This window comes from Sphingobium sp. WCS2017Hpa-17, from assembly GCF_031843765.1.
Lineage (GTDB): Bacteria > Pseudomonadota > Alphaproteobacteria > Sphingomonadales > Sphingomonadaceae > Sphingobium.
This window is the reverse complement of the sequence record NZ_JAVTIV010000005.1, coordinates 88,020-103,470: the sequence shown is the minus strand read 5'-3', so window position 1 is coordinate 103,470 and position 15,451 is coordinate 88,020. Positions and strand designations below refer to the sequence as shown.

Genomic DNA, 15,451 nt, shown 5'->3' with positions numbered 1-15,451 from the left:
TGGTTGGTAAATAGTCCTGTCATTGGCAAAATCTGCCGTATGTTGGTGAAATATGCCTGACCCAGTCACCGGCCCCGCCTATCTCTTCGTCTACGGTACTTTGCGGGCAGGCTTTGACGGGCCAATGGCGCGCTGGTTGCGATCTGCGGCGCGTCTGCTGGGGCCTGCCACGATCGGCGGGCGCCTGTATCGTGTCGCCGATTATCCCGGACTGGTGCCGGGGCCGGTCGGGTTGGTGCAGGGCGACCTGTATGCGTTGACCGATGTGACCGCCATTCTGGCGCGGCTGGACGAATATGAGGAAATAGCCGCCCATCATCCGCTTCCGCATGAATATCGCCGCGACCTGTCGGTGGTGCAGACGACGGATGGACCAGTCACGGCCTGGATCTATGCCTATGCCCATGATGCGAAGGGGCTAGAACCAATCGTCGGCGGGGACTTCCTTGCTTGCGCACGGCCGGCGGACGGCTAGTCTGCGGCACCGGGGATGGCAGAAGGAAATGCGCCGATGACGACCGACCGTAGCGATGATGCCCAGCGCCTGCCCGAGGACCGTAACTGGGTGCGCAGCACTGGCCTCCAGCGCCGTCATGTCTTGGCGGGCGGCGCTTTCGCGGCGGGCTTTGCCGCTGCCTGCCGTCCGGTCGTCAGCAGTGCGGTCCAGACGTCGGGGGAGGGGCTGACCGAAGAGAGCGTCACCATCCCGGCCAATGATGGCTTTGCCTTGCCCGGATTCGTGGCGCGGCCGGCAGGTGGGAAGGCGGCGCCGGTGATCGTTGTCGTGCATGAGATTTTCGGCGTGCATGAATGGATTCGCGATATCTGCCGCCGGTTCGCCAGAGCGGGCTATTATGCCATCGCCCCGGACCTGTTCGCCCGCCATGGCGATGCGACCAAGATTGCGGACTTCAAGCAACTCGTCGGCACCATCGTGTCGAAGGCACCAGATGCACAGGTGCTGGCCGATATCGACACCGTCTATGACTGGGCCAGCAGCCATGGCGGCGATGGCAGGAAGCGGGGCATTACCGGCTTTTGCTGGGGCGGGCGGATTGTCTGGCTCTATGCCGCGCACAGTGCGCAACTGGATGCCGGGGTGGCTTATTATGGCCGGCTGGTGAGCGACAAGACCGCATTGCAGCCACTGAGCGCGATAGAGGAAGTGACGAAACTCAAGGCGCCGGTGCTGGGGCAATATGGCGCATTGGACAAGGGTATTCCGGTGACGGACGTGGAAGCGATGCGGGCGGCCCTGACCAAGGCAGGCAAGTCGCCACCCGATGCCATCACCGTCCATGCCGGGGCAGAGCATGGCTTCATGGCCGATTATCGCCCCAGCTATAATGAGGCCGCCGCCAAGGCCGCGTGGGATGCGACGCTTGGCTGGTTCGGCACCTATGTGAAAAAGTGAAAACCATCCGTTCGTCCTGAGCCTGTCGAAGGACGGCCACAGGCCCTTCGACAGGCTCAGGACGAACGGAGATTGTGCTATTTCCCGCTTCTTATTTCCCCTTCATCGCCTGAACGGCTGCCAGCGTGCTCTTCACATGCTCGGCATAGTTCATTTCGCTATGGACGAAGGCGACGCGGCCCGAGGGGGCGATGACATAGGAGGTGCGATCGGTCATGCCCGGCCGCATCTTCAAGGCAACGTCATAGCCCGTCACGATCGCCGGGCCGGCCGAGGCGACGGCGAACTTGCCCGCGCATTCCTTGGTCGAGAAGGCGACGAGATCGTCGACCGGATCGGCCGACATGCCGATGACGGTGGCGCCGGCCGCCTTGAACTTGTCGATATTCTCCGCAAATTCACGCGCTTCGGCCGAACAGCCGGGCGTGAACGCCTTGGGGAAGAAATAGAGGACCACGGGGCCGCGCTTCAACTGGTGCGACAAGGTGAGCGTGAAGGTCTTGCCCGCCTGGGCGCCGCGCGTGGTGAAATCGGGCGCCTTGGTGCCGATGGCGAGTGCGGCCATGGCATTGCTGGACATCAGCGTGGCAGTGGCGGCGAGGAGAAGGGAGAGGCGCTTCATGACGGGGTTCCTTGCGGCGTTTCGGGGCGATGGTCGGGCTGTTCCCATAATTCGATCGCATTACCCTCCGGATCGTGAATGCGGGCAAAACGGCCAAGGACGGGATCGTCCCATTCTGGCTTGGTGATGATATCAACGCCGGCGCCGCGCAAGTGGGCCAGCAGCGAATCGAGATCGGACACGCGGAAATTCAGCATGAAGGCCTTGTCAGCGGCGAAATAGTCGCTGTCCGCCTTGAACGGGGCGAAGACCATCGGTCCGCCCCGTGGTTGCCAGATCCATTCATTGGGCTGGTCGGCGGGATCAACCACGCAGCCGCCGCCGACATTGAGATGCGTGCGATACCAGGCAGCCAGCGCATCGGGATCGCGCGCACGGAAGAACAGGCCCCCCATTCCCAGCACCGGCATGGCATCGACTCCTCTCTTGGACCGGGAGAACCTAGCATGGTGGCGGGCCAAGGGAAGGGCGAGAGGAATCGCTGGCGGGAACTGGTGGGGGATTGGCCGGTTTGTCTCCCATGCGAACCTCATCCTCTGCCCTGCTGATGCTGCCGTTGCTGCTGATCGTCACCGCCTGCAACCGTACGCCGGAGAAGCAGGACGACCAGCCGGGCGTCGTCACCAATATATTGGACCAGACGCTGCCCAACATGGCCGAGCCGCCCGCCAACGGCATCACACCGGTCGAAACGGGACCAGCCCGTCCGGCGCCGACACCCGCTGCGGCGCCGGACGGGCTGGTCCCGGCCGCAATGCAGGGCCGCTGGGCGGGCGCGGCCGAGCGCTGCGGTGACAAAGCGGCAGCGCTGGAACTGACGGTCATGCCCGACCAGTTGCTGTTCCACGAAAGCGTCGGCACGGTCAAAAGCGTGACCCAGGACAAGGATGGTCGCGCGGCAGTGGAGGCCGCCTTCACCGGCGAGGGCCAGAGCTGGACCCGCACCCTGGCACTCAGCCTGTCGAAGGATGGCAAGGCATTGACAGTGGTGAATGACGGCACGGCGGTCACACGCAAACGCTGTTGAGGCGCTGTTGGAGCGAGGACCGGTAACGGCCGTTGCGGGTCATGACGACGCGACAGGGCAAAGTTCACAGTGTCGCTCGGTTTTTGCGCCGGAAGCGTCCGCGACGCTGGCGCAAGGCGCTCGTAACGCGTTCCCGACGCCTCCCTTCCTACATGCCCGCCCTTCGGCAGGGTCACATGGACGCGACACCGGCGCGTGATGGGCAGAAAGTCGATCGCGTGGTGGAGGAGCGATGGCTGCATCCCGAAGGATAGATCAGACATTATCCTACATTGGAAGTGGGTTGAATGGCTTGCAGTCGGGGGGGTTTCGGGCCTTTGCAGACGGTCGGCGCCGAAATTCCGTCTCTCAGATACGGACCGACCGCTTCCCGATGGCATGAGGGGCGAATGGCACGATGCCGACGGCTCAATTTACCCCTGCGATGGCGGTAGGGGGGGCGCGCGATATACGCCCCCTTGGTCAGTCGCCGTTGGCATCAACCATGAAAACCGTGGGTTTGCCTCGCGACGTCGGCTCCCATCCTGCCGCCAATGCTGCCCGCACCCCGCGCGAAGCGATTGCATCGTTGATATGCAAACGCCCTTTCGGCAATCCTTTCATCAGGCGCTTGGGGGCCGGAAATTCCAGCACGGCCTGGCGCGGCATATCTCGCTGACGCAGGGAGACAGTCATGCCCTTCCAGCCATCGGAAGAGGATAGTTGAGGCTCGCTCAGGAGTTCCCAATCATATTTGAAACCGTCGATCTCGACAGTGCCGCTGCGGCCAGGTGCTTGAAACATGGCATGCCCTTAGCATGTCGGCGGCTTGACTTCATCCCCGCTATCGCAGGCTTTTCCCGCTGCCTTCATGAGGGTTTATCTCAACCGCCCAACCAGTCGCATATGATCTCGCCCCTATGGCCTTCGGGTGCCAACGCAGCGCGCAAAGATTCCAGCATCGGCGGCAGTGCCTGCGTGAAAGCATAGGGCGGATTGATGATGAAGAGGCCCGCGCCATTATATATGCCGGGTTGCTCGCTATCATAGAGCCAATGCTCGACCCGGAGGAATTTCGGGATGCCGAGCTTGCGTAACCGCTGCGTCCACTGCCAATGCGTGGCGCGGTCTTTCAGCGGAAACCAGATCACCGTCACGCCATGCGCCCATTTCCGATGCGCGGCGGCGAGGGTAGCGGTGATGCGCGCGCGTTCGTCCGTCTGCTCATAGGGCGGGTCGACCACCACCACGCCGCGCGCGGTGCGAGGCGGCACCATCGCCAGCCACAGTTCGTAGGCATCGCGTTCATGCACGGCCGCGTTAGTGTCCCGCATTACGCCGCGCAGGGTGTAGGCGTCTTGTGGGTGCTTTTCGTTGAGAATCAGGACATCCTGCGGGCGCAAAAGCTGGGCCAGAAACCGCGGCGAGCCGGGGTAAAGGCGCGGCTCGCTCCCCCCATTCACCGCCTGCACGGCGGCGCGATAGTCGTCCAGCAAGGGGGCCGGGTCGGCAAAGGCCCGCAGCACGCCCTGCATGGCTTCGCCGGTGCGTTGGGCTTCGTCGCCGCCAAGATCGTACAGGCCGCAGCCTGCATGGGTGTCGATCAAAGTCAGCGGGCCCGGTTTCTGCTGCAGGGCCTGCACCAAGGCGATCAAAAGGCTGTGCTTCACAACATCGGCGCTATTGCCGGCATGGAAGGAGTGGCGATAATTCATTGCGATTCAAAATCCTGACGACCTGCCTTTACGGGCTATCAGACCGTCTGCAAAGCGAAGCTGTGGCAGAACCGCTATTGGCCAGGAGTGGACCTGTTCCCCTTCCCATTTACGGGAGGGGGCCCGGGAGTGGGCTGGACGTCGCGAGCGCCAACTAACGCCAAGCCTCGCTGCCCCTCCTGCCAGCGGGAGGGGAATGGCAGGAAACCACCCAAACCAGATCCCGCTCGGTGTTCTACCCTACCATGGTGCGTGGCGGGTTGCGCAGCGTACTGATGTCGATGGAGCCGGCGAATTCCACGCCCATCCGGTCGTCTTTAGACCAGCGGCTGGTGGCGTTGACGAACTGGTTCTCGGCCAGCTCGATCGCGAACAGGGTGCCCACCGGCACGTTCCACAGCCCCTCGATCAGCGCGCCGGTGGCGGAGATGTTACGGACGCGGCCGGTATAGACATGGCCGTCATGATGGACCGCGATGGTGCGCAGCATCGTCTTGCGTTCGGGGCGGCTGGACTGGAAGCCATTGGCGCTGGCCGCCGTACCCACGCGCTGCTGCGTGGCCATCACATCGGCCATAGGCATCGGCCGGCCATAGATATAGCCCTGAATATGGCTGCACCCCAGCTGCCGGATCAGCGCCAGTTCGTCCTGCGTCTCGGCTCCTTCGGCGGTGGTGTCCATGCCCAGCGCCTCGGCCAGGCTGACGATCGCCTTGATGATCGCGCTGTTGCGATTGCCCTTGATCGCGGCGCCGCGCACGAAGCTCTGGTCGATCTTGATCTTGTCGAACGGCGCCTTCTTCAGATAGCCGAGCGAGGAATAGCCGGTACCGAAATCGTCCAGCGCCAGCCGGACGCCGATCGCCTTCAGGCGATTGAACATCGCGTCCGTACCATCATCGTCGTTCAGGAAGACGCTTTCGGTAATTTCCAGCTCCAGCCGCTCAGGGGCCAGCTGCGACGCGGCGAGCGCGCTCATCACCGTCGAGGGGAAGCCGGGATTGGCGAACTGCGTCGGCGACACGTTGACGGCGACGCGGATGCCGTCCTGCCATTGCGCGGCATCGCGGCAGGCGGTGCGCATCACCCATTCGCCGATCTGGGCGATCAGGCCGCTATCCTCCGCGATCGGGATGAACAGCGCAGGAGAGATCGGCCCGCGCACCGGATGGTTCCAGCGCAGCAGTGCCTCATAGCCGGTAATCTGCTCGGTCTTGGACGACACGACAGGCTGGTAGACGAGGTGCAGGCCGTCGTCGGTGAGTGCGCGGCGCAGATCCTCCTCCAGCTGCCGGCGATTTTCCGCGTCGGCGTGCATGTCCGACGAATAGAAGCGGTGGACGCCGCGCCCGTCGCCCTTGGCGGCATAAAGCGCCAGGTCGGCATTGCGGATCAGCGCGTCTGCGGTGACGCCATCCTGCGGGCAGGCGGACAGGCCGATCGACACGCCGATGACCACGGCATTGCCTTCGACCGTATAGGGTTGCGATACGGCGCTGATGATCGCCTGCGCCAGATGGGCGAGCACGGTCTGGTCGTGGCGGCCGGGGAGCAGGATCTTGAACTCGTCGCCGCCCTGACGGCCGACCAGCCCCTTTTCGCCGACCACGCGCTGGAGGCGCTGGCTGACCTGCCGCAGCAGCGCGTCGCCGGCGGGGTGGCCCAGCGTATCGTTGACGATCTTGAACCGGTCGAGGTCCAGCATCATCAGCGTGCATTCACCCGGCTTGCCATGGCGATCGGCCACGGCCTGTTCCAGCGACCGCAGCATCTGGATGCGGTTGGCAAGGCCCGTGAGCGAATCAAACTGGGCAAGGCGCGTCACCTCCGCCTGATTGCGGCGGGTTTCGGTCAGGTCGGTGCCCGATCCACGGAAACCATGGAACTGGCCATATTCGTTGAACACCGGCTGGCCGGAAATAGACCACCAGCGCTCTTCCTCCTTCGCCATGGCGGCGCAGACCGGAATGTCGGCAAAGCCGGTGCGCGCGGACAGGTGAAAGCCCAGCGTGCGCTCGCCATCGCCCTGTTTCTTGTCGCCCGGCCGGACGATCTCGGTGATCGCCTTGCCGATCAGCGTATCGGCTGAAACGGACAGGGACTGGGCCAGCGTGTCGCTGATATAGGTCAGGCAACCCTGACGGTCTGTTTCCCAGAACCAGCCGCGTCCGGTCCGCTCATGCTCCTGCAACAGGCGGTCGGAGCGCTGCGCGCGCAGATCCTGCTGGTGCCGGGCGATCGCCTGGTCGCGGTCGGCCGTCGCCTGCCGCAGGGTCGCCACCAGCATGACGATGACGCAACTGAACAACAGCCCGACCTGCGCCATGCCGGCCTTTTCCACCACCGACACGAGTAGCGCGCCGAGGAAATAGCTGATGCCGAGCAGCCGCCGGTCGCCGAAGATGCAGACAGCGAGCAGCGCGACCGCCAGTTCGGGCACCGCCGCCAAAAACAGCGCATCGGTCGCCGCCTTGGCCTCATAGCCCAGCCACAGGCTGAAGGTCAGGCCCGACAGGAACACCATCGGCAGCATCATCCAGTTCTGGATATGCGGCATGAGACGGCGGAACCAGCTGCGACGCGGCAACAGCATCAACGTGCCGTCAATCATCAGCATCGCGACCATCAGCGCGATCTGGAGCGGTTCGCCGGAATAGAAGGGGAGGTTGAGCAGCGCGACGACGCTGAACTTGGTCAGCAGGATCAGCGGCCACAGCCGCGCAATGTGGAAGAATGTGCCCGATATCCAGGACGCCGACACCTCCGTCCCGCTCTCGGACAGGCCGAGCGCGACCATCAAGGTCATCGAACGGGATGGATTATCGTCGAGGGATGCGCGCAACAGGGACATGTGTCACCCGTAACGCAAACTCCTTGCCAGAGGATTACCTCCGGTCCGCTTTGGTGCAGGCTGTAACCTGCACCAAAGGTCAGGTCACACGCGCATCGGCATCAGGACGTAAAGCGCGGGGCTGGCATCGCTTTCGCGGATCAGCGTCGGCGCCGCCGCGTCGGCCAGATGCAGTTCGACCAGGTCGCTGTCTATCTGCCCAAGAATGTCGAGCAGATAGCGCGCGTTGAAGCCGATATCGAAGCCTTCGCCCTGAAAAGCGCCGGGCACTTCTTCGGCCGCCGTGCCATTTTCGGGGCTGGTGACGGACAGGGTGATCTTGTCCTTGTCCAGGCTCATCTTGACGGCACGGGTCTTTTCCGTGGCGATGGTGGCGACGCGGTCGACGCCATCCTCGAAGCTGCGCGGATCGATCTTGAGCAGCTTGTCGTTCGCGGTCGGGATGACGCGGCTATAATCGGGGAAGGTGCCGTCGATCAGCTTGCTGGTCAGGATGGCGCTGCCGAGGCCAAAGCGGATCTTGCTGGCCGACAGGGCGATGCCGACCGAGCCGTCGACTTCGTCCAGCAGCTTGCGCAGTTCGCCGATGCATTTGCGCGGGATGATGATGCCCGGCATCCCTTCCGCGCCGTCGGGACGGGTCACGGTAACGCGGGCGAGGCGGTGGCCGTCGGTCGCGGCGGCTTTCAGCACCGGCTGGTCGTCGTCGGTGACGTGGAAATAGATGCCGTTCAGATAATAGCGCGTCTCTTCGGTCGAGATCGCAAAGCGGGTCTTGTCGATGATCTGCTTCAGCGTCTCGGCCGGCAGTTCGAACGTCGTCGGCAGGTCGCCCTCGGCGATCACCGGGAAATCGTCGCGCGGCAGGGTCGACAGGTTGAACCGGGCACGGCCGGCCTGAATCAGCATCTTGCCCTCGGCCGCGTGCAGCGACACCTGGCTGCCTTCGGGCAGCTTGCGGGCGATGTCGAACAATGTGTGGGCGGAAATGGTAGTCGCGCCGGCCTGTTCCACCTGCGCCGACACGCTTTCGACGATCTGAAGGTCGAGGTCGGTCGCCATCAGTTTGATCGCACCATCGGCCGACGCTTCGATCAGCACGTTGGACAGGATGGGAATGGTATTTCTGCGCTCGACCACCGACTGGACGTGGCTCAGGCTCTTGAGGAGCGTTGCGCGTTCGATGGTGGCCTTCATGTCCCTGTTCTGTCCGTTCTTTTAAGCCGATAGCCGGGGGTTCGGTCGAATCCCGGCGACAATGATGGATGCTCCTTCATAGCCGCTCGAACGCCTCCTGCAAGCGTCGCATGCACGCTTTTAGCCTGTTGTTCGTCCGCCGGGGTTGCAAAAGGGGACGGCTTGGGCTTTGCCTCAACCATGCGCCCCACAACCCCTAGCGCCCTGGCGTTACTGCCCCTCCTGCTGCTTGTGGCAACGCCGGCCATGGCCCGCGATTCATTGGGCATTTTCGAAAGCTGGGGCGCCTTTCGCGATCCCGCGACACCGCGCTGCTACGCTATCGCCCAGCCGGTCGCACGCCGTGGACAGCTCTCGAAGGGCTTTGCCTCGGTCGGCACCTGGCCACGGCAGAAGGTGCGCGGACAGTTGCATGTACGCATGAGCCGGGCGTTGGCGGAAAAGTCCCCGGTGATCCTGACCGTGGGCGAGCGGCGCTTCCCGCTGGTCGCCGGGCAGATGGACGCATGGGCCGCCGACGCGCGCGGCGACGCCCAGATCATCGCCGCGATGCGGTCCGCCAGCAGCATGAGTGTGGCGTCCGTCGGCGCGGACGGGCGCGGCTTTGCCGACAGCTATGCGCTGCGCGGCGCCGCCACGGCGATCGACGCTGCGGCGCTGGGTTGCGCCCGACTGCGGTGATGTAACAGTCCTTTAAAATTCCGCGGAAATCGACTATGTGCGCGGCCATGCAATCAGCCGCCAGCCCGCTCATGCCGATTCCCGGCCCCCTTGATCCTGTGCCCGTGCCGCGCGCGGTGACGCCGCGGGAGGATGGTCGTATCGACCTGATGGGTCTGTCGCGCCCGCAGATCAAGGGCGCGCTGGAGGAATCCGGTCTCGACCTGAAGGCCGCTAAGCTGCGTTCCAAGCAGCTGTTCCACTGGCTCTATCATCGCGGCGAGACGGATTTCGAGGCGATGACCGACCTGGCCAAGCCAATGCGCGGCTGGCTGGCCGAACGCTTCGTGGTCGGCCGCCCGCAGGTGGTGGAGGCGCAGGTGTCGTCGGACGGCACCCGCAAATGGCTGCTCCGCTCCGACGACGGGCAGGATTATGAAATGGTCTTCATCCCCGATGCGGATCGCGGCACGCTTTGCGTGTCCAGCCAGGTCGGCTGCACCTTGAATTGCAGTTTCTGCCACACCGGCACCATGCGGCTGGTGCGCAACCTGACGCCGGGGGAAATCGTGGGTCAGGTCATGCTGGCGCGTGATGCGCTGGGCGAATGGCCCAAGGGCAATATGGGTGCGGCCAATGATGCGGACGAGGATGAGGACGCCTCGCAATATTCGCCCGACGGACGGATGCTGACCAACATCGTTATGATGGGTATGGGCGAGCCGCTCTATAATTTCGAGCATGTGCGCGATGCGTTGAAGGTCGTGATGGATGGCGATGGCCTCGCCCTCTCGCGCCGTCGCATCACCCTGTCCACGTCCGGCGTCATCCCGATGATGGCCCGCGCGAGCGAGGAAATCGGCGTCAACCTGGCCGTGTCGCTCCATGCCGTGACCAAGGAAGTGCGGGACGAACTGGTCCCGCTCAACCGCAAATATGGCATCGAGGAATTGCTTCAGGCCTGCGCCGACTATCCCAAGGCCAGCAATGCACGCCGCATCACCTTCGAATATGTGATGATCCGTGACAAGAATGACAGCGATGAGGATGCGCGCGAACTGGTTCGCCTGATCCGCAAGTATAAGCTGCCGGCCAAGGTCAACCTGATCCCGTTCAACCCCTGGCCCGGCACCGACTATGAATGTTCGACGCCCGAACGCGTCCGGGCTTTCAGCAGCATCGTGTTCGAAGGCGGCATCAGCGCGCCGGTGCGCACCCCGCGTGGCCGCGACATCATGGCCGCCTGCGGTCAGTTGAAATCCGCGAGCGAGAAGAAGAGCAAGGCGGAAATCAAGCGTCTGGCCGAAGAGAAGCAAGCCGCACTCGGATAATCCGGGGACGATAAAGTGCGCCTTATGCGCATCACGATAAGCCCCGCCCGCAACGGCGGGGCTTTTCTTTTGGGGGAACGGGAATGACCGATGACGAGATGAAGGTGCTGGCGGAGGGTTTCTGCGCCTGCACCCTGCCCAAGGAGCGCTGGACGCATCAGGCGCATTTCGCCACCGCGCTGTGGCTAATCCTGCGGCGGCCGGACATCCAGCCCGAACGCGACATGCCGGACCTCATCCGTCGCTATAATGAAAGCGTGGGCGGCGTGAACAGCGACAGCAGCGGCTATCATGAGACGATCACGCAGGCGTCGCTGCATATGGCGCGCCACCTTCTCGCTGGCTTGTCGGCGGATATCGCCCCGGCCGACGCGCTGGTTGCGTTGATGGCCTCGCCATTGGGTAACAAGGACTGGCCCTTCACCTACTGGACGCGCGACCGGCTAATGGCCGTGCCGGCTCGGCTCGGTTGGGTGGAACCGGATCTGCAACCGCTGCCAGCATAAGAAAAGGGCGGCCCTTTGCAGGACCGCCCTTCCTTAAGATCTGATCGTTTTGAGAGGGATCAGAAACGGAAGCCGACGCCGACCAGGCCAACGTCGCGACCGCCGATATTGGCTTCATATTCGCTGCGCTGATATTCAGCCGAGATGTAGGTGGTCGGGGTCACCGAATATTCCAGACCGCCGCCGTAGCGCACGCCTTCGAACGACGCGCCGCCGTTGCCCAGGTCGATGCGGGTGTTGGCATAGCCGACCTTGCCGAACGCAAGAACCTGCGGGGTCAGGGTGTAGCCGAGGCGGACCGAAGCGGCCAGATCGCGGCTGACTTCCGCACCGGCGCCGGCGCTGGTGGTGGTGTCGCTGAACGACACTTCAGGACCGAAGGTGACACCGGGGGTGACGGCCAGGTCGTAACCGGCGGTCACGCCGTAGGTGAAGCCGTCACGGCCATCGAACTTGTCATAGCCCGCGGTGATGCCCGCGCGCGGCCCGGTGAAGGGCGCAGCGTCCTGAGCGAAGGCAGGGGCCGAAACAACGGTGGCAGCAGCAATGGCTGCGAAAATCACAGTCTTCATAAAGTCCTCGATATTTATCTTGTCGCCGAGACTTAGACATTCATCCGGCGTTCAGGTTCGATGCAAAGATATTACGAACTTATTCTCATAATAACTCCTGCGACTCTTCTCTCCATTATCGGGAGATCAAGAGCGCGGTCCGCATCTCGACCGCGCAACTGCCATCTAGGATCGCAAGTTTGAGTTGCAAAGGGGTTCGACCTTTATTTCAATCAATTTCAGGACTTGTGTTGCAAAACGGTTACATCGGACAATCTGGCCCATGGACGCGCCATAGGCATCATCGCCGATGGACCCCGGCGCAAAATCGGATAGGATCGCATCATGGGCAGCACGGCCGACAGCGCAGACAGGATGGTCCGGCGCCATCGCCTCTCCACCCGCCTGTGGCATGGGCTGAACGCGCTGCTGCTCTACATCCTCTTCACCAGTGGCCTTGGCATCTTCAACGCGCATCCCCGGCTCTATTGGGGCCAATATGGCGCCAATTTCGATCATGGCTGGCTGGAACTGGATCGCTTCCCCGGCTGGATCACCCTGCCGGGCCATTACAGTCTGGCCCTGTCGCGCCACTGGCACCTCGCCGCCGCGCCGCTCTTCGCCTTCACCTTGCTCGCCTATATGATCTGGAGCCTTGCCAACCGCCACATCGTCCGCGACCTTGCCTTCCGCTGCGAGGAGTTGACGCTGCGGCACCTGTGGCAGGACATAAGCGATCATGCCCGGTTGCGCTTTCCGACGGGGGAGGCCGTCTTGCGCTATGGCCTGCTGCAAAAGGCGAGCTATGTCGGCGTGATCTTCGTGGCACTGCCGCTCATCATCCTGACCGGCCTCACCATGTCGCCCGGCATGAATGCGGCCTGGCCATGGCTGGTCGACCTGTTCGGCGGGCGGCAATCGGCCCGGTCGATCCATTTCATCACGGCCTTTGCGCTCGCCGCCTTCTTTCTCGTCCATATCCTGATGGTGCTGCTCAGCGGGCCGGTGAATCAGATACGGGCGATCATCACCGGCCGCTATCGCCTGTCGCAGGACCGGCCATGATCCTCACTCGCCGCACCTTGCTGCTGGGCGCCACCGCGACGCTGGCGGGCTGCGATCGGCTGGCGCGCGACGAGCGCTTTCGCGAGGCGCTTTTTTCCGCCGAGAATTTCCACAAATGGGCGCAGCGCGGGTTGATGGCGCCCGATGCGCTGGCGCGGGAGTTCCGGCCGGATCAGATTTCTCCGATCTTCCGCGCCAACGGCACTGCCAATCCCGATACGCCGGCCTATAAGGCGCTGTGGCGCGGCGGCTTTGCCGACTGGCGGCTACAGGTCACGGGCCTTGTCGCGCGCGACCTGTCGCTCTCGCTGGCGCAGTTGCGCAGCCTGCCCCATCGCGAGCAGATCACCCGCCATGATTGCGTCGAAGGTTGGAGCGCGATTGGCAAGTGGCGCGGCGTGCCTCTGAAAACAATTCTCGACGGCGCCGGGCTGAAAAGCCGGGCGCGCTACATCGTCTTCCGCTGTGCCGACGATATGGGCGGCGGGCGGCCCTACTATGAAAGCATCGACCTCGCCGATGCCTTTCACCCCCAGACCATATTGGCCTTCGCGCTCAACGACCGGCCGCTCTCCGTGGCCAATGGCGCGCCGTTGCGGCTCCGCGTCGAAAGACAATTGGGTTACAAACAAGCCAAATATCTCATGGGGATAGAGGCAGTGGACAGTCTGGCTACAATCGGCAAGGGTAAGGGCGGCTTTTGGGAAGACCATGCCGATTATGACTGGTATGCCGGTATTTGACGCTGGCGTAACGACATGACAAGGTGGCTTAATGAAACTGTTTGAACTGGTTCTCAAGCGGCTGGTCACGCGCGGCCGCGTGACCGTCCATTATGCCAATGGCAAGACGATCACGGTCGGTCAGGCCGATCCCGAATTTCCCGATCTGGCGCTGCGGTTCAAGGATGGCCGGGTGCCTTTCGACATCGTGAAAGACCCGCGCCTCGGCATGGCCGAAGCCTGGATCGACGGCCGCGTCGGCATAGAAGGCGGCGGCATCATGGAATTCATCTCCATGATTCGCGCCAACAATCCGTGGGAGCAGGGCAAGTCGATCGAATCGAAGAGCCTGCTCAAGCGCGGCATCGGCGTGGCGCGCCAGAAATTGTGGCGCGCAAACCATCGCGCCCGGTCGAAGGCCAATGTCGCCCATCATTATGACCTGTCGGGCGCGCTCTACGCGCTCTTCCTCGACCGCGACCGCCAATATAGCTGCGCTTATTATCCCGATGTGAATAATGAGGCCGGGATCAGCCTGGAACAGGCGCAGGAGGACAAGAAGGCGCATATCGCCGCCAAGCTGCACCTGAAGCCGGGCATGAAGGTGCTGGACATCGGCTGTGGCTGGGGTGGCATGGCGCTGTACCTGCACCGCACCTGTGGCATGGACGTGACCGGCATCACTCTGTCGGAGGAGCAGTTGAAGGTCGCGCGGCAGCGGGCGATCGACGCCGGGGTCGCCGACCATGTCCGCTTCGAACTGATTGACTATCGCGACATGACCGGGCCGTTCGACAGGATCGTGTCGGTCGGCATGTTCGAACATGTCGGCACACCCGATTATCGCACCTTCTTCGACAAGTGCCGCCAGTTGCTGACGCCCGATGGCGTCATGCTGGTTCATACGATCGGCCGCATGGGCGGGCCGGGCACCACCGACGCCTTCACCACCAAATATATCTTCCCCGGCGGCTATATCCCGGCCCTGTCGGAAATGGTGGCGGGCAGTGAGGGCACGCGGCTGATGGTCACCGATGTGGAGGTGCTCCGCGTCCATTACGGCCTCACCCTGCGCGAATGGTACAAGCGGACGATGGCGCACAAGGCGGATATCGTCGCCCTCTATGACGAACGCTTCTTCCGCCTCTGGACCTTCTATCTGGCGGGTGCGGCGACCGTGTTCGAACATGGCGGCATGGTCAATTTCCAGGTCCAGTACGCCCGCGACCGTCGCGCCCTGCCGATCACCCGCGACTATATGCAGGAGACGGAAGCCGCCCTGCGCGGCCGCTGAAAACAGTTGGGCGCGACACAATATCCTTCCGTCGTTCCAGGCTGAACGGTCGATTACAGCGCCATTCCCGGACCGTTCAGTCGGTCGGGTTCATTCTCTTCTTCATGCTCCCACCCCCTCATGGGCGGGATCTATGAGGAGAGAAAGAGATGAACATTTTCTGGAAGGGCGTGGCGGTGCTGGGCCTTGCCATCGCCGGGGTAGGCGCCACTGCCGTGCCGGCACAGGCGCAATATTATGGCGGGAATGGCTGGCGCGGCGACCGCGACCGCCATTGGGACCGTGGCGACCGCCGGCGTTGGGATAATGGACGCCGCTGGGACGACCGCCGCCACTGGCGCGGCGACCGGCGCGACTGGCGCGGGCATCGCGGCGACTGGAGAGGCCATCGCGGCTACCGCACCCGCTGCTGGAACGAATGGCGCTACGACCGCTATCGCGACCGCAGGGTACGCGTGCGCATCTGTCGCTGATATCTATATTTCGACCACAGCCCGCCCCGATTGAACCTTGGGGC

The 15,451-nt window shown here is 63.4% G+C and carries 17 protein-coding genes; 10 read left to right on the top strand and 7 right to left on the bottom strand.

Translation table 11 applies throughout. From position 1 onward, the window contains the following. The first annotated feature begins 52 nt into the window (after positions 1-52). Positions 53-475 carry a gamma-glutamylcyclotransferase family protein gene (locus RQH62_RS10400; RefSeq protein WP_311268686.1) on the top strand — a complete coding sequence of 141 codons (423 nt, stop codon included), beginning with the start codon at positions 53-55 and terminating at the stop codon, positions 473-475. 36 nt (positions 476-511) lie between these two features. Beyond that, entirely contained in the window at positions 512-1,414 is a 903-nt protein-coding gene (locus RQH62_RS10395; RefSeq protein ID WP_311268685.1) for a dienelactone hydrolase family protein, read from the top strand. Between the two features lie 91 nt (positions 1,415-1,505). Here RQH62_RS10395 and RQH62_RS10390 read toward each other — a convergent pair whose 3' ends face one another. After that, entirely contained in the window at positions 1,506-2,036 is a 531-nt protein-coding gene (locus RQH62_RS10390) for a peroxiredoxin (protein ID WP_311268684.1), read from the bottom strand. Beyond that, on the bottom strand, positions 2,033-2,446 hold the full coding sequence (locus RQH62_RS10385; RefSeq protein ID WP_311268683.1) for a VOC family protein: 414 nt from the start codon (positions 2,444-2,446) through the stop codon (positions 2,033-2,035). The genes RQH62_RS10390 and RQH62_RS10385 overlap by 4 nt, the downstream gene beginning before the upstream one ends. Before the next feature lie 110 nt (positions 2,447-2,556). Between RQH62_RS10385 and RQH62_RS10380 the strand changes: the two genes are divergently transcribed. After that, the gene (locus RQH62_RS10380; RefSeq protein WP_311268682.1) at positions 2,557-3,063 is read left to right on the top strand and encodes a hypothetical protein; all 507 of its coding nucleotides are present in this window, start codon (positions 2,557-2,559) and stop codon (positions 3,061-3,063) included. A gap of 462 nt (positions 3,064-3,525) precedes the next feature. Here the strand turns inward: RQH62_RS10380 and RQH62_RS10375 are convergent, their stop codons facing one another. The 4 genes from RQH62_RS10375 to dnaN form a co-directional block, all read right to left on the bottom strand. After that, the gene (locus tag RQH62_RS10375; protein ID WP_311268681.1) at positions 3,526-3,846 is read right to left on the bottom strand and encodes a hypothetical protein; all 321 of its coding nucleotides are present in this window, start codon (positions 3,844-3,846) and stop codon (positions 3,526-3,528) included. Positions 3,847-3,926: 80 nt separating this feature from the next. Further along, the gene (locus RQH62_RS10370; protein ID WP_311268680.1) at positions 3,927-4,757 is read right to left on the bottom strand and encodes a 23S rRNA (adenine(2030)-N(6))-methyltransferase RlmJ; all 831 of its coding nucleotides are present in this window, start codon (positions 4,755-4,757) and stop codon (positions 3,927-3,929) included. Between the two features lie 235 nt (positions 4,758-4,992). Continuing rightward, a complete protein-coding gene (locus tag RQH62_RS10365; protein WP_311268679.1) occupies positions 4,993-7,608 on the bottom strand; it encodes an EAL domain-containing protein in 2,616 nt (871 codons plus the stop codon). 84 nt (positions 7,609-7,692) lie between these two features. Then, positions 7,693-8,805, bottom strand: coding sequence for a DNA polymerase III subunit beta (gene dnaN / locus RQH62_RS10360; protein ID WP_311268678.1), 1,113 nt, complete (start codon positions 8,803-8,805; stop codon positions 7,693-7,695). Positions 8,806-8,985: 180 nt separating this feature from the next. Between dnaN and RQH62_RS10355 the strand changes: the two genes are divergently transcribed. The 3 genes from RQH62_RS10355 to RQH62_RS10345 all read left to right on the top strand — a co-directional run bounded on the left by RQH62_RS10355 (position 8,986) and on the right by RQH62_RS10345 (position 11,302). After that, positions 8,986-9,486 (top strand): hypothetical protein, encoded by a 501-nt coding sequence (locus tag RQH62_RS10355; RefSeq protein WP_311268677.1) that lies wholly within the window; start codon positions 8,986-8,988, stop codon positions 9,484-9,486. Between the two features lie 47 nt (positions 9,487-9,533). Continuing rightward, entirely contained in the window at positions 9,534-10,796 is a 1,263-nt protein-coding gene (rlmN, locus tag RQH62_RS10350) for a 23S rRNA (adenine(2503)-C(2))-methyltransferase RlmN (RefSeq protein ID WP_311268676.1), read from the top strand. A gap of 83 nt (positions 10,797-10,879) precedes the next feature. After that, positions 10,880-11,302 (top strand): hypothetical protein, encoded by a 423-nt coding sequence (locus RQH62_RS10345; protein WP_311268675.1) that lies wholly within the window; start codon positions 10,880-10,882, stop codon positions 11,300-11,302. A 59-nt stretch (positions 11,303-11,361) separates the two neighbouring features. Here the strand turns inward: RQH62_RS10345 and RQH62_RS10340 are convergent, their stop codons facing one another. Continuing rightward, the gene (locus RQH62_RS10340; RefSeq protein WP_311268674.1) at positions 11,362-11,874 is read right to left on the bottom strand and encodes a porin family protein; all 513 of its coding nucleotides are present in this window, start codon (positions 11,872-11,874) and stop codon (positions 11,362-11,364) included. A 324-nt stretch (positions 11,875-12,198) separates the two neighbouring features. Here RQH62_RS10340 and RQH62_RS10335 point away from each other — a divergent pair, with 324 nt between their 5' ends. From RQH62_RS10335 to RQH62_RS10320, 4 genes are all read left to right on the top strand, one after another. Further along, positions 12,199-12,918 (top strand): cytochrome b/b6 domain-containing protein, encoded by a 720-nt coding sequence (locus tag RQH62_RS10335; RefSeq protein WP_311268673.1) that lies wholly within the window; start codon positions 12,199-12,201, stop codon positions 12,916-12,918. Continuing rightward, positions 12,915-13,661 carry a molybdopterin-binding protein gene (locus RQH62_RS10330; protein ID WP_311268672.1) on the top strand — a complete coding sequence of 249 codons (747 nt, stop codon included), beginning with the start codon at positions 12,915-12,917 and terminating at the stop codon, positions 13,659-13,661. The genes RQH62_RS10335 and RQH62_RS10330 overlap by 4 nt, the downstream gene beginning before the upstream one ends. A gap of 31 nt (positions 13,662-13,692) precedes the next feature. Continuing rightward, complete coding sequence (locus RQH62_RS10325) at positions 13,693-14,934, top strand: cyclopropane-fatty-acyl-phospholipid synthase family protein (protein ID WP_311268671.1); 1,242 nt, start codon at positions 13,693-13,695, stop codon at positions 14,932-14,934. Between the two features lie 149 nt (positions 14,935-15,083). Further along, positions 15,084-15,407, top strand: a complete 324-nt coding sequence (locus RQH62_RS10320) for a hypothetical protein (protein ID WP_311268670.1) — start codon at positions 15,084-15,086, stop codon at positions 15,405-15,407. Positions 15,408-15,451: the final 44 nt, after the last annotated feature.